The sequence below is a fragment of the Candidatus Schneideria nysicola genome, assembly GCF_019923565.1.
Lineage (GTDB): Bacteria > Pseudomonadota > Gammaproteobacteria > Enterobacterales > Enterobacteriaceae > Schneideria > Schneideria nysicola.
The window spans coordinates 182186-199518 of record NZ_CP074435.1 but is presented as its reverse complement, the minus strand read 5'-3'; the positions used below and the strand labels follow the sequence as shown (position 1 = coordinate 199518).

Annotated in this window: 15 protein-coding genes and 4 tRNA genes; 5 read left to right on the top strand and 14 right to left on the bottom strand. The window is 30.1% G+C overall.

Annotated elements, in window-relative coordinates; translation table 11 throughout:
- Position 1 precedes the first annotated feature (1 nt).
- Together KEC37_RS01010 and KEC37_RS01005 are read right to left on the bottom strand one after the other, a co-directional pair.
- On the bottom strand, positions 2 to 565 hold the full coding sequence (locus KEC37_RS01010) for a YqgE/AlgH family protein (protein WP_223138808.1): 564 nt from the start codon (positions 563 to 565) through the stop codon (positions 2 to 4).
- Between the two features lie 135 nt (positions 566 to 700).
- Positions 701 to 789, bottom strand: a tRNA-Ser gene (locus KEC37_RS01005).
- A gap of 147 nt (positions 790 to 936) precedes the next feature.
- Between KEC37_RS01005 and ligA the strand changes: the two genes are divergently transcribed.
- The gene (ligA, locus tag KEC37_RS01000) at positions 937 to 2706 is read left to right on the top strand and encodes an NAD-dependent DNA ligase LigA (RefSeq protein ID WP_223139731.1); all 1770 of its coding nucleotides are present in this window, start codon (positions 937 to 939) and stop codon (positions 2704 to 2706) included.
- A gap of 21 nt (positions 2707 to 2727) precedes the next feature.
- Here ligA and KEC37_RS00995 read toward each other — a convergent pair.
- Together KEC37_RS00995 and KEC37_RS00990 are read right to left on the bottom strand one after the other, a co-directional pair.
- A tRNA-Lys gene (locus tag KEC37_RS00995) sits at positions 2728 to 2800 on the bottom strand.
- A gap of 20 nt (positions 2801 to 2820) precedes the next feature.
- A tRNA-Val gene (locus KEC37_RS00990) sits at positions 2821 to 2896 on the bottom strand.
- Between the two features lie 109 nt (positions 2897 to 3005).
- Between KEC37_RS00990 and gltX the strand changes: the two genes are divergently transcribed.
- On the top strand, positions 3006 to 4415 hold the full coding sequence (gltX, locus tag KEC37_RS00985) for a glutamate--tRNA ligase (protein ID WP_223139730.1): 1410 nt from the start codon (positions 3006 to 3008) through the stop codon (positions 4413 to 4415).
- A 14-nt stretch (positions 4416 to 4429) separates the two neighbouring features.
- Positions 4430 to 4502 (top strand) — tRNA-Ala (locus tag KEC37_RS00980).
- A gap of 38 nt (positions 4503 to 4540) precedes the next feature.
- On the opposite strand, the gene lpcA is transcribed toward KEC37_RS00980, so the two are convergent.
- Positions 4541 to 5125, bottom strand: coding sequence for a D-sedoheptulose 7-phosphate isomerase (gene lpcA, locus KEC37_RS00975; RefSeq protein WP_223139261.1), 585 nt, complete (start codon positions 5123 to 5125; stop codon positions 4541 to 4543).
- Between the two features lie 150 nt (positions 5126 to 5275).
- Positions 5276 to 6004 carry a UDP-2,3-diacylglucosamine diphosphatase gene (locus KEC37_RS00970; RefSeq protein WP_223139729.1) on the bottom strand — a complete coding sequence of 243 codons (729 nt, stop codon included), beginning with the start codon at positions 6002 to 6004 and terminating at the stop codon, positions 5276 to 5278.
- 71 nt (positions 6005 to 6075) lie between these two features.
- Between KEC37_RS00970 and cysS the strand changes: the two genes are divergently transcribed.
- Positions 6076 to 7470, top strand: a complete 1395-nt coding sequence (gene cysS / locus KEC37_RS00965; RefSeq protein WP_223139728.1) for a cysteine--tRNA ligase — start codon at positions 6076 to 6078, stop codon at positions 7468 to 7470.
- A gap of 64 nt (positions 7471 to 7534) precedes the next feature.
- On the opposite strand, the gene rfaD is transcribed toward cysS, so the two are convergent.
- The 5 genes from rfaD to nadE form a co-directional block, all read right to left on the bottom strand.
- On the bottom strand, positions 7535 to 8491 hold the full coding sequence (gene rfaD, locus KEC37_RS00960) for an ADP-glyceromanno-heptose 6-epimerase (RefSeq protein WP_223139727.1): 957 nt from the start codon (positions 8489 to 8491) through the stop codon (positions 7535 to 7537).
- Between the two features lie 12 nt (positions 8492 to 8503).
- Entirely contained in the window at positions 8504 to 9820 is a 1317-nt protein-coding gene (gene thrC, locus KEC37_RS00955; RefSeq protein ID WP_223139726.1) for a threonine synthase, read from the bottom strand.
- Between the two features lie 23 nt (positions 9821 to 9843).
- Positions 9844 to 10779, bottom strand: coding sequence for a homoserine kinase (gene thrB, locus KEC37_RS00950; protein WP_223139725.1), 936 nt, complete (start codon positions 10777 to 10779; stop codon positions 9844 to 9846).
- Position 10780: 1 nt separating this feature from the next.
- Positions 10781 to 13252, bottom strand: coding sequence for a bifunctional aspartate kinase/homoserine dehydrogenase I (gene thrA, locus KEC37_RS00945; protein WP_223139724.1), 2472 nt, complete (start codon positions 13250 to 13252; stop codon positions 10781 to 10783).
- A gap of 261 nt (positions 13253 to 13513) precedes the next feature.
- Positions 13514 to 14317: an ammonia-dependent NAD(+) synthetase gene (nadE, locus tag KEC37_RS00940; RefSeq protein ID WP_223139254.1), complete on the bottom strand. Its 804-nt coding sequence runs from the start codon at positions 14315 to 14317 to the stop codon at positions 13514 to 13516.
- A gap of 188 nt (positions 14318 to 14505) precedes the next feature.
- On the opposite strand from nadE, the gene speG reads away from it, so the two are divergent.
- Positions 14506 to 15060: a spermidine N1-acetyltransferase gene (speG, locus tag KEC37_RS00935; RefSeq protein ID WP_223138797.1), complete on the top strand. Its 555-nt coding sequence runs from the start codon at positions 14506 to 14508 to the stop codon at positions 15058 to 15060.
- Positions 15061 to 15247: 187 nt separating this feature from the next.
- On the opposite strand, the gene acpP is transcribed toward speG, so the two are convergent.
- From acpP to fabD, 3 genes are all read right to left on the bottom strand, one after another.
- The gene (acpP, locus tag KEC37_RS00930; RefSeq protein WP_223138796.1) at positions 15248 to 15511 is read right to left on the bottom strand and encodes an acyl carrier protein; all 264 of its coding nucleotides are present in this window, start codon (positions 15509 to 15511) and stop codon (positions 15248 to 15250) included.
- 70 nt (positions 15512 to 15581) lie between these two features.
- Positions 15582 to 16322 carry a 3-oxoacyl-ACP reductase FabG gene (gene fabG, locus KEC37_RS00925; protein WP_223139723.1) on the bottom strand — a complete coding sequence of 247 codons (741 nt, stop codon included), beginning with the start codon at positions 16320 to 16322 and terminating at the stop codon, positions 15582 to 15584.
- Positions 16323 to 16373: 51 nt separating this feature from the next.
- Positions 16374 to 17315, bottom strand: a complete 942-nt coding sequence (gene fabD / locus KEC37_RS00920) for an ACP S-malonyltransferase (protein WP_223139253.1) — start codon at positions 17313 to 17315, stop codon at positions 16374 to 16376.
- Positions 17316 to 17333 lie beyond the last annotated feature (18 nt).

Below are 17333 nucleotides of genomic sequence, written 5' to 3'. Positions count from 1 at the left end.
TTTAAGCATGACCTATTTGATTAGCGATATTATAAATATCTATTTTAATAGTTTTTGCCGCTTCTCTCCAACGTGATGAAATAGGAGTATGGAATAAAATTTCATTATTAGCAGGAGCAATAAGCCAAGTGTTTTCTAAAATTTCTTTTTCAAGTTGACCTTGCTTCCAACCAGAATAACCAAAAATAAGAAGTATTTCATTAGGTTGATTAATAGTTCCTAAATTTTCTAAAATATCTTTCGAAGTCGTAATCATAGTTTGAGGAGAAATATTTACACTGGATCCAAATCCTTCTTGAGGAGTATGTAAAATAAAACCATGATCATCCGCAATTGGTCCACCTGAAAAGACAGGTTTATCTAAATAGACAGAAGGGATTGTATCATCAGAAGCAATTTGTAATTTATTTAAAACATTCTTAAAAGTAAATTTATATACTGGCTTATTAATAACAAGCCCAATAGCTCCATTTTTGTTATGTTCACAAATATATACAACCGATTTTCTAAATATCGGATCTTGTAATGAAGGCATAGCAATAAGAAAATGGTGCTGTAAATTCATTTTTATGTTAAATAGATTAATCAATCCAATCTCTATATTAATAATATTAAATTTATTAATAATTATCTATAAATTATTCTAATAATAGATTGATTTATAAGAATAAATTAATAAAAAATATTATATCTATCTTTACGGAGAGAAAGGGATTCGAACCCTTGAAGTGACTGATAGTCGCTAGCGATTTTCGAGACCGCTCCGTTTAACCGCTCCGGCATCTCTCCTTTTTTATATGAAAATTTTCACTATATTTTGAATAAAATATATTTATACAATATAATATAAGATTATTAAATATTTTATTTTTTCATATTAATGAATATATATGAAAATATGAAAAACATCTTTCTTTTTATAAAGAAAAATTTTTTATGGATGATATAAAATCATATATTAATAATCTACGAAAAAAACTACACCACTGGGCATTTCTTTATTATGTTAAAAATAATCCCGAAGTTTCTGATATGGAATTTGATGAAGCAATGGAAGAATTACGTTTATTAGAAGAGAAAAGACCAGATTTATTAACTATAGATTCACCTACTCAAACAATTGGTACTTCTTTTAAAAAATATTTCAAAAAAGTTCATCATCTTACTCCGATGTTATCATTAAATAGTATTTTTAATGAATTAGAATTAATAGATTTTGATAAAAAAATTAATAATCTATTTAATACTGATAAAATTTTATATTGTTGTGAATTAAAATTTGATGGAATAGCTATTAATCTTATATATAAAAATGGCAGTTTAATACAAGCTGCTACTCGTGGAAATGGTCTGATTGGAGAAGATATTACTGACAATGTTCGTATGGTTAAATCGATTCCCAAATATTTAAATACAGATAATATACCAGATATGTTAGAAATTCGTGGTGAAGTATTAATGTTAAACAATAAATTTACTGAATTAAATCAGATTAATTTTCAAGAAGGAAAAAGGTTATTTTCTAATCCACGTAATGCTGCTGCTGGATCAATACGTAGTATAAATTCAGACATAATATCTAAAAAATATTTAGCTTTTTTTAGTTATGGGGTAGGTTCTTTAGAAAGTCGTACTATTTCTTTTAATAGTCACTGGCAGTGTTTACAACAATTAATATTATGGGGTATACCGGTACATAATTTTAGATATCTATCTAATAATATTAAAGATATTTTGGATATTTATTATAAAGCATGTAAAATCAGATCAAATTTAAATTTTAATATTGATGGTATGGTTATAAAAGTAGATCAATTAAAACTACAGAAAAAACTTGGTTCTACTATTCGTGCCCCTCGTTGGGCTATTGCTTATAAATTTCAATCTAAAGAAAAAATAACAGATTTATATGACGTTAAATTTCAAGTAGGAAGAACGGGGATAATTACACCTATTGCTTGTTTTAAAAAAATTGAAATTTCTGGTGCTAAAATTAAAAATGCTAGTTTATATAATTTTAATGAAATTGAAAGATTGGGTCTAATGTTAGGTGACACCATTATTGTGCAGCGTATAGGTGATGTTATACCTAGAGTTATTAGTGTAGTTTTATATAAAAGAAGATTAAATAAAGTCAAAAAAATTATATTACCAACTCATTGTCCATTATGTAATTCTGTTATTGAAATCAGTAAGAATAAAATAGCGAAATGTACAGGAGGGATTATATGTATAGCACAGAAAAAAGAGTCTATTAAACATTTTGTTTCCTATCAAGGAATGAATATTCAAGGAATTGGTAGTAAAATCATTGATAAACTAGTTGATAATAATTTAATTCATTTTCCATCGGATCTATTTAAACTAAATCATAAAATACTTTGTCAAATAGATAATATTGGACCGATTTTATCAAGAAAGATAATTCTTTCTATAGAAAAATCTAAATCTACTACATTAGATAAATTTTTATATGCTTTAGGTATTAGAGAAGTAGGATTGACAACAGCAAGGAATCTTGCCAAGACTTATGGTACATTAGAAAATATTATTAATGCTGATTTAGATTCACTAAATAATGTCAAAGATGTAGGAGAAAAGACTGCTGTTTATATATATAAGTTTTTTAAAAATGAGAGTAATATTAGATTTATTGAAGAATGTTTACATTCTTCAATTGGTATTCAAATTCACGCTCCTTTATAAAATAGAAAAAAACATTGAAAATGGGTCGTACAGGATTCGAACCTGCGACCAATTGATTAAAAGTCAACTGCTCTACCAACTGAGCTAACGACCCTGAATTATTACTATTTTATATGGTAGGTGATGGCGGATTTGAACCGCCGACCCCCTCCTTGTAAGGGAGATGCTCTACCCACTGAGCTAATCACCTGCTTATTTATAAAGAATAGTATAAAGATTTAAAAAAAATGAGTCAATGACTTTTTATTTATAAATAAAAATGTTATAAAATATAATTTTATTAATGAAATTATATATATATGCAGCAAATTAGAACTCGTTTTTCTCCTAGTCCAACGGGGTTATTACATGTTGGTAGTATTAGAACTGCTCTCTTTTCATGGTTATTTGCTAGAAAAAAAGAAGGAAAATTTTTATTAAGAATAGAAGATACGGATTTCAATCGATCAAAAAAAATTGCAGTTAAAAATATTATAGAAAGTATGCAATGGCTTAATATTAATTGGGATGAAGGACCATATTTTCAAAGTCAAAGATTCGATCGATATAATTCAATTATAGATGATATGTTAAATAAAAATCTGGCTTATAGATGTTATTGTTCTCAAGAACGTTTAAATAATATTCGTAAAATCCAGATAAATAACGGTAATAAACCTAGATATGATGGTTACTGTCGTAATAATAAACAATATCTTCATTTAAATAAAGCACATGTAATAAGATTTTGTAATCCTTCTAAAGGTTCTGTCTCTTTTACAGATAAAGTTAGAGGATATATTAAATTTGATAATCTAGAATTAGATGATTTCATTATTAGACGTACAGATGGGACTCCAACCTATAATTTTTGTGTAGTAATTGATGATATAGATATGGATATTACTCATGTTATTCGTGGAGAAGATCATATAAGTAATACTCCTCGTCAAATTAATATCTTTAAATGTTTAAATGTAAAAATTCCTCAATATGCTCACATTCCAATGATTTTAAGTGATAATGGACAAAGATTATCTAAAAGACAAAATTCTGATAGTATTCTAAAATATAAAGATGATGGCTTTCTTCCAGATGCACTATTAAATCATTTAGTACGTTTAGGATGGTCTTATAAAAATAAGGAAATTTTTAATAGAGAGGAAATGATAACACTATTTGATTTTTCCGGTATTAATAAATCTCCAAGTATTTTTAATACTAAAAAATTAGTATGGTTAAATCATTATTATATTAATCATTTACCAGTTCATTATATAGCTAATCATTTGACATGGCAATTTCATAAGGAAAATATTTCTATAAAAAATGGTCCACCTGTAGAAGAATTAATTCCCTTATTTGGGAAACGTTATAAGACTTTAAAAGATATCGTTCAAAATTGCTCGTATATTTATGAAGATTATCTTGAATATGATTTAACAATAGTTAATAAATATTTACAGAAATCCTCAATTCCAATTCTTATTTTTATTCGTAAAGATTTAGAGAATTTATTGAAATGGTCGATAGAATCTATACGTAGTCTTATAGAAGTAACATCAAAACAATTTAAATTGGAAAAAAATATTATAAATATGATGTTACGTATAGTTATAACTAGTGTTAATAGTTCACCACCTATTGATAAAATTTTATATATAGTAGGAAAAAAACGCGTTCTATCACGTATCGATAAGATTATTCTATATTTATCTGAAAATTCTTGATTTTATTTCTATATGGGGTCATAGCTCAGTTGGTAGAGCAGTTGCATGGCATGCAAAAGGTTGTCGGTTCAAATCCGATTGACTCCAGGTATAAGTGCAAGAAGCATATTCCTGCTCTAATAAAATTAGACTGATGATAACATTTCCATTTCTATTAAAAATATAATAATATGAATTATCTTCATATGAATTTCTTGAATACGATCAGCATAACCAATATGGGGTACATTAATTTCTACATCCGCACTACCGGAAATTTTTCCACCATCTTTTCCAGTTAGTAAAATGACGGCCATTTTCTTTTGACGCGCTGTTTTTATAACATCTATAATATTCGATGAATTTCCTGAAGTTGAAATCCCAAATAAAATATCTCCCTTTTTTCCAAGAGATTCGATATAACGTGAAAATATTTTATCATATCCAAAATCGTTCCCTACACAGGATATATGACTAGGATCGGATATAGCAATTGCAGGATAACCAGATCGCTTCTTTCTGTATCTTCCAGTTAATTCTTCAGAAAGATGCATAGCATTACAATGAGAGCCTCCGTTTCCACAAGAAAATAATTTACCTTCCGATTTAAAAGTATCGGCGATTAATTTTGCTGCATTTTCAATGGATTGAATATGATCGATTTCTTTAAGAAAAGCTTTTAATACTTGTATACTTTCATTAAAGTGATTATAAATTAAAGATTGATACATAATTTTTCCTCAAAAGAAACGGTATTATTTATTTTATTTAAAATAATAACAATGATAACAATTAATCATGGTTAATAAAATACAAATGAATATAATGAGTATAATGAATATAATGAGTATGATGCATAGAGTATATCCTAATAGGATTGATTATTTTAAAGGAAATGGAAATAGATGTATCCCATATTGATTAAATTCTATTATAGATCCATACTTATCCCAATGTCCTAATACTACTCTTTTATGTTGATTGGATAAATTATTCATAGTATGAATAGCTGGTTGATGTGTATGACCATGAATCATTATCATTGCCCCTGTTTGTTGCATAATCTGTAGAACTAAATTTAAATTGACCTCACTATGATTCTTGTGAATATAAGGTATATGATTACTACTATATTGACGTATGCTATTAACAATAGATTTTCTAATAGATAATGGTAAAGATAAGAAAGCTTTTTTTACCCATTGTTTACGAGTATATTTTCTAAATAATTGATAAATAGTATCTGCTGTACAAAGGATATCTCCATGTAAAATAATCACTTTATATCCAAATAAAGTTAATATTTGTTGTGTTGGTAGTAAAGTCATACCGCAGTTTATTGCATAATTTTCTCCTAGTAAGAAATCCCGATTTCCATGAATAAAATAACAAGGAATACCATGTTGCTGACTTAATTTTCTAATACCTATAGCAATCTCTTGATGAAGAGCATCCATCTCATCATCACCAACCCATTGGTCAAATAGATCACCAAGAATATATAATGAATTAGCTTTTTTTGAACAATATCTTAAAAAATTAAGAAATATAGATACAGTATCTGATTCTTTTGTACAAAGATGAACGTCTGAGACAAAAAATACACTCATACTATAGAATGGACCGATCGATGGAGTAGTATATAAATATTAATCGAATATTGCATAGATAGGATAATAATATGCTAAGTATTTTTAATACATTAACTAAGAGAAAAGAAATTTTTTACCCGATTCATTTCAATCATGTTAATATTTATGTATGTGGAGTTACGGCCTATGATTTATGTCATATAGGACATATTCGAACATTTTTAACTTTCGATATTGTAATAAGATATCTGAAATATTGCGGTTATCAAGTGAATTATGTTCGCAATATAACTGATATTGATGATAAAATCATTTTACGTGCTACGCAAAACGGTGAAAATCCCTATCAATTGGTTGATAGAATGATTAATGCAATGCATCTGGATTTAGATGCATTAGATATAATCCGTCCAAATTATGAGCCTCGTGTAACTCAACATATATCAGATATTATAATATTCATTAAGCAATTGATCAATAAAGGACATGCTTATATAGCCTCTAATGGAGATATTATGTTCTCTGTTAGTAGTTATAAAAATTATGGGATATTATCACATCAAAAAATTGAAAAACTTCGTACTCAATCTCGTACCTCAAACAACGATCAGATCAAAGAAAATCCATTAGATTTTGTATTATGGAAAATGGCCAAACCTAATCAACCAAATTGGCCCTCTCCATGGGGATTAGGTCGTCCCGGATGGCACATAGAATGTTCTGCAATAAGTTGCAAAGAATTAGGTAACTATTTTGATATACATGGTGGAGGTTCTGATTTAATCTTTCCGCATCATGAGAATGAAATAGCTCAATCTGTTTGTGCTCATAATAGTCCATATGTAAATATTTGGATGCATTCTGGGATGGTAATGATAGATAAGAAAAAAATATCTAAATCACTTAATAATATTTTTTTTGTACGAGACATTCTGAGTAAATATGAATCTGAAGTGATCCGTTACTTTCTGATGTCTAGTCATTATCGTAGTCCAATCCATTATAAAGAAGAGAATATAAAAAAATCACAAGAAGCACTTAAAAATCTTTATATAGCTTTAAGAGGAACACATCCTACTACTTTTCCAATAAATGAAGGTAAAGTATTTATTGATAAGTTCAATAAAGCAATGAATGATGACTTTAATACTCCAAAAGCTTATTTAGTACTATTTGAATTAGCGCACGAAGTAAATAAACTGAAATCAGAACGTTCTACAAAAATGCATGATATAGCTACTATATTACGATATTTAGCCAATATTATCGGCATTTTAAAAAAAGATCCTGATTCCTTCTTGCAAAAACAGAATACCCAAAATTGTGATATAACCCTCATTGAAAAAATCATTCAAAAAAGAAATATTGCTCGTAAAAATAAAGAGTGGAATGTAGCAGACAATTTAAGAGATCAGCTTTTAGAGAGAGGGGTGATATTAGAAGATGGATTAGAAGCCACTACGTGGCGTTGGATAGACATATAGGCGGCAAGTTAAGTTAGAGTTAGTTAAGAGGGTTGGTTGTGGTTGTTCCTCTCAACAATTCGATTCAATCGAATAATATGTCTTTATTTTGATTTAACCACGTTGTGTAAAGAGGAATTCCCTCTTTAATTGTTTTAAACGGTTTATTATACCCCGTTTCTTTTAATTTATTTAAATTGGCTTTTGTAAAAGTTTGATAATGTTTACGTGACATATTTTTTGAAAATGGAATAAAACGAATAGTATCTATCGATCTATTAAAATTTTTTAAAATGATCTCCGCTACATTTTGGAAGGATTCCGCTATACCCGTTCCACAATTAAATATTCCAGAGATATTATTTATCCAGCAAAAAATATTGATAGATACTATATCACTTACGTGTATGAAATCTCTTTGAAAATTTTCGCTGCCAATGAATAATTGGATATCTTGATTAGATATCATTTTTTTATAAATATGATATATTATACTTGCCATAGTAGATTTATGGCTTTCTCTCGGTCCATAAACGTTAAAATAACGTAGACCACAAATTTGTGATCGTACCTTGGGTAAGATGACTCGAACATATTGATCAAATAAATATTTGGAATATCCATAAATATTCAATGGTCTTTCATGTTGTGGCTCCTCAATAAAATCCTTACTACCATTCCCGTATATAGCAGCAGAGGAAGCATATATAAAGGGGATGCGGTATTTCACACAGAAATGTAATAAATTTTTAGAAAATTGATAATTGTTTTTCATCATATATCTGCCATTCCATTCATTTGTAACCGAACAGGCACCCTCATGAAATACTACGTCGATTTTTCTAAAAATATTTTTATAAACAATACGATTGAAAAAATCCCATTTATCTAAAAAATCTGTAATATTTAAATCTACAAGATTTAAATATTTGATGCCATGTTTCAGATTATCTACTACTAAGATATCGCTATATCCCATTGTATTTAAAGTCGCAATGATATTACTACCAATAAACCCTGCTCCACCAGTTACAACAATCATCAATCATCTTCCTTATCTATCAATAGAATATTTGAGTATAATATCTCGAAATATCCCATAATCGGCTTTCATATCTTTAGATAGGATAGGTAGTTTCGATCTACTTTGCAAAGTAGGGGGTAATATTATATGGGTATCCAAGATTGTTTCTACTACATTCTGGAATTTGGCCGGATGAGCGGTTCCAATAACTATACCGTATTCTCCTGGTTGGATTTGATCTCGTAATAGACGATAAGCAATAGCCGTATGTGGCTCAGAAATATAATTTATTTCTTTTTTCATCTCATATAGAGTATGACGCGTGGTTTCATCATCAACCGAACCATAAGCTAAGGTACTAAATGACCAATTTTTTCTTGAAAATAGTTCTTCAATACGAGGCCAATTATTGGGTTGACTCACATCCATTGCATTAGACAAAGTAGAGATAGTAGGATAAGGGTTCCATTTTCCATCTTTAAGAAAACGGGGTACAGTATCATTTACATTGGTTGCGGCAATAAATCTTTTTATCGGTAATCCCATGGATTGAGCCAATAGTCCGGCTGTTAAATTGCCAAAATTGCCACTTGGTACAGAAATAACGAGCTTATCACGTAAAACAGGAGGAATCTGTGCGACAGCTTCAAAATAATAACAAATTTGTGCTAATAAACGGCTAATGTTAATTGAATTAGCAGAATTTATAGTAAATTTTTGATTTATTTCCTTATCATCAAAAGCCTCTTTAACTAAAGATTGACAGATATCAAATTGACCATCTACTGAGAAAGTAGAAATATTCTTACCCAATGTACAAAACATTTTTTCTTGTAAAACACTAATTTTATTTTTAGGATAAAGAATAATAATTTTGATAGAATCAATACCATAAAAAGCATGTGCTACTGCTGCACCAGTATCTCCTGAAGTAGCAGTGAGGATGATGAAAGGTTTATTATAAGGCTTCTGAGCAATGGCCATCAAAATTTGTGCCATCAAACAAATACCAAAATCTTTAAACGATAAAGTTGGTCCATGAAAGAGTTCTAATATAGCTATATTATGACTAAGATATTTCAATGGAATAGAGAATGTAAAAGCATTTTTTACACACTTTACTATTTGTTGAAAAGGGATCTCTTCTGTATCTTCATTAATATAAGTAGAGAGAATATGTGCGCTACGAGTAATAAAATCCATCTTTAATAGCTCATCAATTTCTCTACTATTAAAATGGGGTAATTCTACAGGAAAAAATAATCCTTTATTAGATCCTAATCCCCTTTGTATCGCTTCCGCAAAGTCAACTTGCTCATTATAATCCTTTATGTTATATAGCCTCATTTCTATTTATTCCTTATTTCTATTTATTCCTTTAAAATTTGTGCACCTTTTATATCAATACGACAGATTTGAATAAAACCGGTATCATTATATAAATAATAATCTTTGAACCATTGAGCTACATTTATAGCAATATCCGATTTATCACAGATAGCAAATAATGTAGGTCCAGATCCAGAAATTCCACAAATAAGCGCACCTATTTTGATAACCGCATTATATATTTGAAATAAATGTGGGATGAGTTTCTTCCTATAAGGTTCTGCAATAGTATCTTTCATTAATTTTATGGCTAAATGAGATTGTTTACTATGACAAGCATGTATAAATCCTGCAATATAACGACTATGATTAATACAATCTTTACGATTATACCAATCTGGTAAAAGTTTTCTAGCCTCTACTGTAGAAATTGCAATACCGGGATAGGCTATAATCCAGAGCCATTTATCAAATATTGGTAGACTTTGACTGATTATTTCGTTTGCGTCTAAAATCAATTGCATCCCTCCAAGAAAACAAGGTGCAACGTTATCAAAATGAATTTCACCAGAAATTCTCCCTTCCATTTCACCCATCAATCGTAACAGACTATTATTATCAAGTGGATATGAACAATACGCATTCATTGCCACAAGCGCTGCGACGATGGAACAAGCACTAGAACCTAATCCGGATCTAATGGGCATATTTTTTTCTAATGTTAAAGCCATTGGGATTGTGTCGTCTATTTTTTTACAAAAATGTTGCCAACATTGAAAAACGATGTTTTGTTCTCTTACTTTAGGTAAGTCATCAACGAAACGACCGGAAGAATATAACTCAAATGTATCAGACTTCTTTATGGTAATACAATCACCTAAATATGTGGTTTGATCTATTGGAGATATCGCGGTTCCTAATATATCAAATCCGACTTTAACATTGGCAATAGAAGCCGGTGCATATACTTTAATCATATTAATAATCTCTTGTCTTCCATGTAACCGTGCGTAAAATATCAGCAAATATACCTGCTGCAGTTACATTATGTCCAGCTCCATATCCACGCAGTACTAAGGGGATAGGTTGATAATAACGAGTATAAAATGCTAATGCGTTTTCTCCGTCTTTAACACTAAATAATGGATGAGTCTTATCAAGACTTTTAATGGTTACTTTACAACATCCATTATTTCTTATTTCTCCGATATATCTTAGTACTTTTCCCTCTTTATGTGCGTTCCTAATTTTAGTATCAAAAATATGATCAATAGTAGGCAGTTGCTTCAGCAGAAAATCCTCAACTTTTTTCTCTGTTACATTGAGATCTTCCGGTAAAATGGATTCGATATGAATATCCTGTAACTCCAATTCATATCCAACTTCACGAGCTAGAATTAATAATTTACGTGCTACATCCTTTCCGGAAAGATCATCTCGGGGATCCGGTTCGGTATAACCATGAATACGAGCTGCAATAGTTGCTTCTGATAGTGACATACCTTCATCTAGTTTTCCAAAAATGAATGACAACGATCCAGAAAGAATGCCAGAAAATTGAATTAATTCATCACCAGCATTTAATAGATTTTGTAAATTTTCAATGACTGGTAGTCCTGCACCCACATTAGTATCATATAAAAATTTTTTTCTTGATTTTTTTGCTATCATCCTAATTTTTTGATAATAGGTCATTGATGCTGTATTAGCTTTTTTATTGGATGTAACTATATGAAACCCATTTGCTAAAAAATCTGCATATTGCTTTGCTATTGATAGACTATTCGTACAATCTACAATAACAGGATTTAATAAATGATTTTTTTGAACCAAATTTACTAAAGATTCTAAATGAAATTTTTCTTTGCCTTGAATTAATTCCGTTCTCCAATTATCGAGATTAATCCCATTAGCATTAGTTAACGATACCCTTGAATTAGCAAGACCACAAATACATATTTCAATATTTTGATTTTTAAGCCATTTCTGTTGTCTATGTATTTGGTCAATAAGTGCCTGTCCAACTCCTCCTATGCCAATAATAAATACCTCTATAATCTGATTGATATTAAAAAGCATATTGTGTGCTACTCGTATGCCCATTGTAGTCATATGATCTTCTACTACTACTGAAATCGAACGTTCAGAGGAACCTTGAGCAATAGCAATAATATTAATCTTAGCACTTGCTAATGCCGAAAATAATTTAGCAGATAGACCTCTTTGTGTACGCATCCCATCACCTATTACTGAAATGATGGCTAAATCTTTTATTACATCAATAGGTTCTAAAAGTCCATTTTTTAATTCCAGATGAAATTCTTCCTCTAAAACTTTACAAGCATTTAATACATCGGATTGTGATATACAGAAGCTAATACTATATTCCGAAGAGGATTGAGTAATTAATACCACAGAAATTCCTGCTCTTGATATAGAAGCAAAAATGCGTGCTGCCATACCAAGCATCCCTTGCATTCCTGGTCCTGATACATTAATCATTGCCATATTATTTAAATGAGTGATCCCTTTAACTGGATTTGCTTCATCAACTTCTATATGAGAAATTAAAGTACCAGGTCCATTAGGGTTATTAGTATTTTTAATTAAACACGGTATTTTAAATTGTGCAATGGGAGAAATAGTACGAGGATGTAATACTTTTGCACCAAAGTAAGAGAGTTCCATTGCCTCTTGATAGGAAATGGATTTAAGTAATTGTGCTTCTGGTACTTTACGAGGATCACAGGTATAGACTCCATCAACGTCTGTCCATATTTCACAATAATTTGCACGTAAACAAGCCGCTAATACGGCTGCAGAATAGTCCGAACCATTACGTCCTAGAACCACTAATTCACTTTTTTCATTTCCAGCAGTAAATCCGGCCATAAGAATAATATGATCATTGGGAATAGAAGAACGTCTTATACGCCATGTCGATTCAGGGATATTAACTGTGGATTCTAAATATCCCCCTTGAGCTAATAATTTTTCTACTGGATTCACCACCGTTACATTACAACCTCGTGCAATTAATAGCTCTTCCATAAAAGCAATAGCCAGCTTTTCTCCTAAACATATAATAGTAGCATGGACTCTATCGGGACAATATTGTAATAACGCAATACCATAGAGAAGCTGTTTAAGTTTAAAAAATTCCTTTTGAACTATATTACGAAGGGCTACATCATTAAAACCAGGCTGAACATGAGCTATACCATTGAGTAATTCTATAAAAATTCTTTCTGCATCATTAATATTCGATTCAATATTAATGCCATTAAGTGTATATTCTACCATATTAACTAAATGATTAGTAATTTTGGCTGGAGCTGATAACACGACGGCTACTTGTTCCTGACGTTTCTTTTGCTCGATAATATCAGCAACATAGAGGAAGTGTTTGGCATCGGCAACTGAAGTGCCACCGAATTTCAGTACTCTCATTTTTTTCTCCTGAAATTAGAATTTAAAAAAAGCCCCTACTGTTCGATTCAGTGTGGGCTTATTAAATTACTATTATTATAAAACCTATATTATATCTTTATACCATACATATAAAATTAAAATTCAATTAGGAAAGAAATTCAGATTGTAAGGGCTATTCTTTGTAGAACTATATAGTCTATCATAGGAAATTACTCTTTACAAGAAGAGAAAAAAGGAAAGAAAATTTGTATTGAAAATAATTCATAGGATATCCTTACCTTAAAATTCATCTCCTATCTTAATAGGAGGTCGTCTTTTATGTGACGTAATTTTATACCAATTCTCAATTATTTGCGCCGATTTTTCATCAATGATTTTACCTTCTAGATAATCATCAATCCTATCATAACTTACACCAAGAGCGTCTTCGTCTGGGAAAGCTGGTCTATCTTCTTCTAAGTCTGCTGTTGGTGTTTTTAAATATAAATGCTTTGGACAATGCAAATATTCGAGTAATTGACGTATTTGTCGTTTATTTAAGTGTAATAATGGCGTAATATCGGTGGCTCCATCCCCATATTTAGTAAAAAATCCCGTCAACATTTCGGAAGCATTAGTACTACCCACAACCAAACCTGCATTCATTCCAGCAATACTATATTGGATTTTCATCCGTTCGCGTGCTTTCTCATTACCCTTAATAAAATCATTTAATAGAATACCACGATTTCTCAATGTCGCTTCACTGGCTTGAATAGCACGTTTGATATTAATTTTTAATATAATATCAGGTTGAATAAATTTCAGTGCATCTTGACAATCTTTTTCATCTCGTTGTTTACCGTAAGGTAACCGTATAGCGATAAATTTATAATATTTTTGGCGTATTTCATTTATAGCAATTTGACATAGCTTTCCAGCTAAAGTTGAATCTTGTCCTCCACTAATCCCCACAATTAAACTACGTATAGTAATATGTTTTTGCAGATATTTTTTGATAAACATCACAATTCTTCGAATTTCTTCTTCTGAATTTATCTCAGATTTCACTCTCAATATAGAATTAATTTCTTTTTGTTTCATGAAAAATTATTGGGATAATAGCGGATAGTTTCATTATAGAGTGTTCATACGATAAAAATAGATTGATTTGCCAATCAGCATTCTATTATAGTTTGGAAGAAATATGCAAGAAGAGTACGACTCTATTTTTAAATTAATAATCATTCCACATCAATCCACTTTTATTCCTGTCAAGGGGAACATTTTGAATGCAAGAAAACAAATTTTCTAAAATAAATAAAACGATCCGACTACGACCCTTAGAAAGAGAAGATTTACATTTTATTCATCAGCTTAATAATAATAAAATGATGATGAAATACTGGTTTGAAGAGCCACATGAAGCTTACGTAGAATTGAAGGATATTTACAATAAAAATATTCACAATATAAATGAGAGACGTTTTATCATTGATAAAACGGGAATTAATATTGGATTAGTAGAACTGGTAGATATTGATCATATTCATAGACGTGCTGAGTTTTCTATTTTAATAGTACCTGAACATCAGGGCAAAGGTTATGCTAGTACTGCAACTCATCTCGCATTAAATTTTAGTTTTATGGTACTGAATTTACATAAATTATATTTAATCGTGGATAAAGATAATATTAAAGCCATTCATATTTATAATAAATTAGGATTTAAACAAGAAGGGGTTTTATTACAGGAGTTTTTTGTCAATGGTCAATATCGTGATACGTTACGAATGTGTATTTTTCAAAGAGAGTATCATTCTTTTTATAACAAAATGGGAGAATAAATATTAAATCTATTCATAAAAGTAATCTTTCACATGATTTAAAATAAAGAGTATCTTTCTACCTCAAATTATGGTAGAATACTATCTTGAATTTATAGATAGATTGTAGAAGAAGTTATACTACACCGAATAGTTCTATCTATAAATAAATATTAGAGAATAAATTTGCTCTATTATATATACATTTTTATTTTATAGTTAAATTGTTATTATTAGATTTCTTTTCTACTTGTATAAAATCGATGGCGGCTTGTACAGTAGTAATTTTTTCAGCTTCTTCGTCGGGAATTTCTATATTAAATTCTTCTTCTAGTGCCATTACTAATTCAACAGTGTCAAGTGAATCAGCCCCTAGATCATCAACAAAAGACGCACTATTTATAACCTCGTCTTTTTTTACACCTAATTGTTCTGCAATAATGGATTTTACTCTATCTTCGATGGTACTCATATCCTTTTCCTATAATAATAATTAGATTAATTACAACAATATATCATAAATTATACAATCACTCACTGTATTATAACATATACATTCCACCATTAATATGTATTGTTTCTCCAGTAATATATGAGGCTTCTTCAGAAGCAAAAAAAGCCACAATATTAGCAACTTCTTTAGGGCTTCCAAAACGTTTTATAGGTATTCTAGAAAGTATCTTTTTCAATTCTTCTTTCTCATATATTAATTTTTTACTCATATCGGTGGTAATAAAACCAGGTGATATTACGTTGACTGTAATACCCCAAGCAGCAACTTCTCTTGCGAGAGATTTACTGAAGCCAATGAGACCGGCTTTAGCCGCTGCGTAATTTGTTTGTCCAATATTTCCCATTGAACCTATAACAGAGCCAATAGTAAGAATTCTACCATATCGTCTTTTCATCATGAGACGCACGACTTCCTTTGAAAGACGAAATATAGAGGTTAAATTAATATCCAGAACAGATTGCCATTCTTCTTCTTTCATCCGTACTAATAATTTATCCTGAGTAATACCAGCATTATTTACCAATATATCAATATGATTCAATTCTTTTTGTATTGTTGTTAAAAAAGCATCTACAGAACTACGATGAGAAAGATTTAATTCTATTCCTTTTCCTTGTTTCTCTAAAAAATGATTGATACTCTCTACTCCTTGTTTACTAGTAGATGTACCAATAACTACCGCTCCTTTTTCTACCATAACTTCTGCTATTGCACGACCTATACCTCTACTAGCACCTGTTACCAATGCAAACCTACCCTGTAAAGACATATTCAAACCTAATATTAAATAAAGTTTCTTCAATCAGTAATAACATATATTTCAATAGAAATAAAACCGTTTCACCATTTTTTTCAAATTGATGGGATTATTAATTGTCTCACAAGAGAGATTATCAAGAATATATGGAATTAAATTTTTCAATATCTGTCCAGGACCTACCTCTATAAAAAACGTAATCCCTTGATTAGCAATATATCTAATTATTTCAGTCCAGCGCACTGGTCTGTATAATTGTTGTATTAAAGATTGACGAATTGCGTCTGGATGAGTCAAAATTTTTACATTCACATTATTAATTATAGGTAAGGTAGGGGAAGAAAAACAGATTCCATCCATGGCAGTATCGAGTTCTTTGGATATAGATTTCATTAATGTACAATGACTTGGTACACTAATAGGTAATTCTATCGTTCTTTTAGCGCCAGCTTTTTTACAAGCTATATTTACACGTTCGACGGCCTCTTTATGTCCAGAAATTACGGTTTGTTCTGGAGCATTATAACTAGCTATTTCCACAATCTGTTCATAACACAATTTTCTACAAATTTTTTCAATAATCTTACTATCCAGACCTAAAATTGCAGACATAGTACCAACATTCTTGGAAACCGCACATTGCATAAGTGAACCTCGTAATGCTACTAATTTGATAGCATCAGTAAAACTTAATACCTCCGCACATACTAATGCAGAATATTCACCTAGACTATGTCCTGCGATTATATCGGGATTTTTTTTACTAAAATTTTTCCATAATCGCCAAATAGCTACTGATGCTGTCAGTATAGCAGGTTGAGATTGACAAGTTTGGTTTAATTTTTCACTTGGACCATGTTGTACCAGATTCCATAAATCATAATCTAGAACTAATGATGCTTCATCAAAGGTAGATTTTATAATGGAATATTTTTGGGCCAATTCTGATAACATCCCAATTTTTTGAGAACCCTGTCCTGGAAATAACATAGCAAATCGATTCATAATCATACCTTACCTTGT

Excerpts from the sequence above, each read along its gene's own strand:
- KEC37_RS01010 (WP_223138808.1), bottom strand. The coding sequence starts at position 565 with ATGAATTTACAGCACCATTTTCTTATTGCTATGCCTTCATTACAAGAT.
- ligA (WP_223139731.1), top strand. The coding sequence starts at position 937 with ATGGATGATATAAAATCATATATTAATAATCTACGAAAAAAACTACAC.
- gltX (WP_223139730.1), top strand. The coding sequence starts at position 3,006 with ATGCAGCAAATTAGAACTCGTTTTTCTCCTAGTCCAACGGGGTTATTA.
- lpcA (WP_223139261.1), bottom strand. The coding sequence starts at position 5,125 with ATGTATCAATCTTTAATTTATAATCACTTTAATGAAAGTATACAAGTA.
- KEC37_RS00970 (WP_223139729.1), bottom strand. The coding sequence starts at position 6,004 with ATGAGTGTATTTTTTGTCTCAGACGTTCATCTTTGTACAAAAGAATCA.
- cysS (WP_223139728.1), top strand. The coding sequence starts at position 6,076 with ATGCTAAGTATTTTTAATACATTAACTAAGAGAAAAGAAATTTTTTAC.
- rfaD (WP_223139727.1), bottom strand. The coding sequence starts at position 8,491 with ATGATTGTTGTAACTGGTGGAGCAGGGTTTATTGGTAGTAATATCATT.
- thrC (WP_223139726.1), bottom strand. The coding sequence starts at position 9,820 with ATGAGGCTATATAACATAAAGGATTATAATGAGCAAGTTGACTTTGCG.
- thrB (WP_223139725.1), bottom strand. The coding sequence starts at position 10,779 with ATGATTAAAGTATATGCACCGGCTTCTATTGCCAATGTTAAAGTCGGA.
- thrA (WP_223139724.1), bottom strand. The coding sequence starts at position 13,252 with ATGAGAGTACTGAAATTCGGTGGCACTTCAGTTGCCGATGCCAAACAC.
- nadE (WP_223139254.1), bottom strand. The coding sequence starts at position 14,317 with ATGAAACAAAAAGAAATTAATTCTATATTGAGAGTGAAATCTGAGATA.
- speG (WP_223138797.1), top strand. The coding sequence starts at position 14,506 with ATGCAAGAAAACAAATTTTCTAAAATAAATAAAACGATCCGACTACGA.
- acpP (WP_223138796.1), bottom strand. The coding sequence starts at position 15,511 with ATGAGTACCATCGAAGATAGAGTAAAATCCATTATTGCAGAACAATTA.
- fabG (WP_223139723.1), bottom strand. The coding sequence starts at position 16,322 with ATGTCTTTACAGGGTAGGTTTGCATTGGTAACAGGTGCTAGTAGAGGT.
- fabD (WP_223139253.1), bottom strand. The coding sequence starts at position 17,315 with ATGAATCGATTTGCTATGTTATTTCCAGGACAGGGTTCTCAAAAAATT.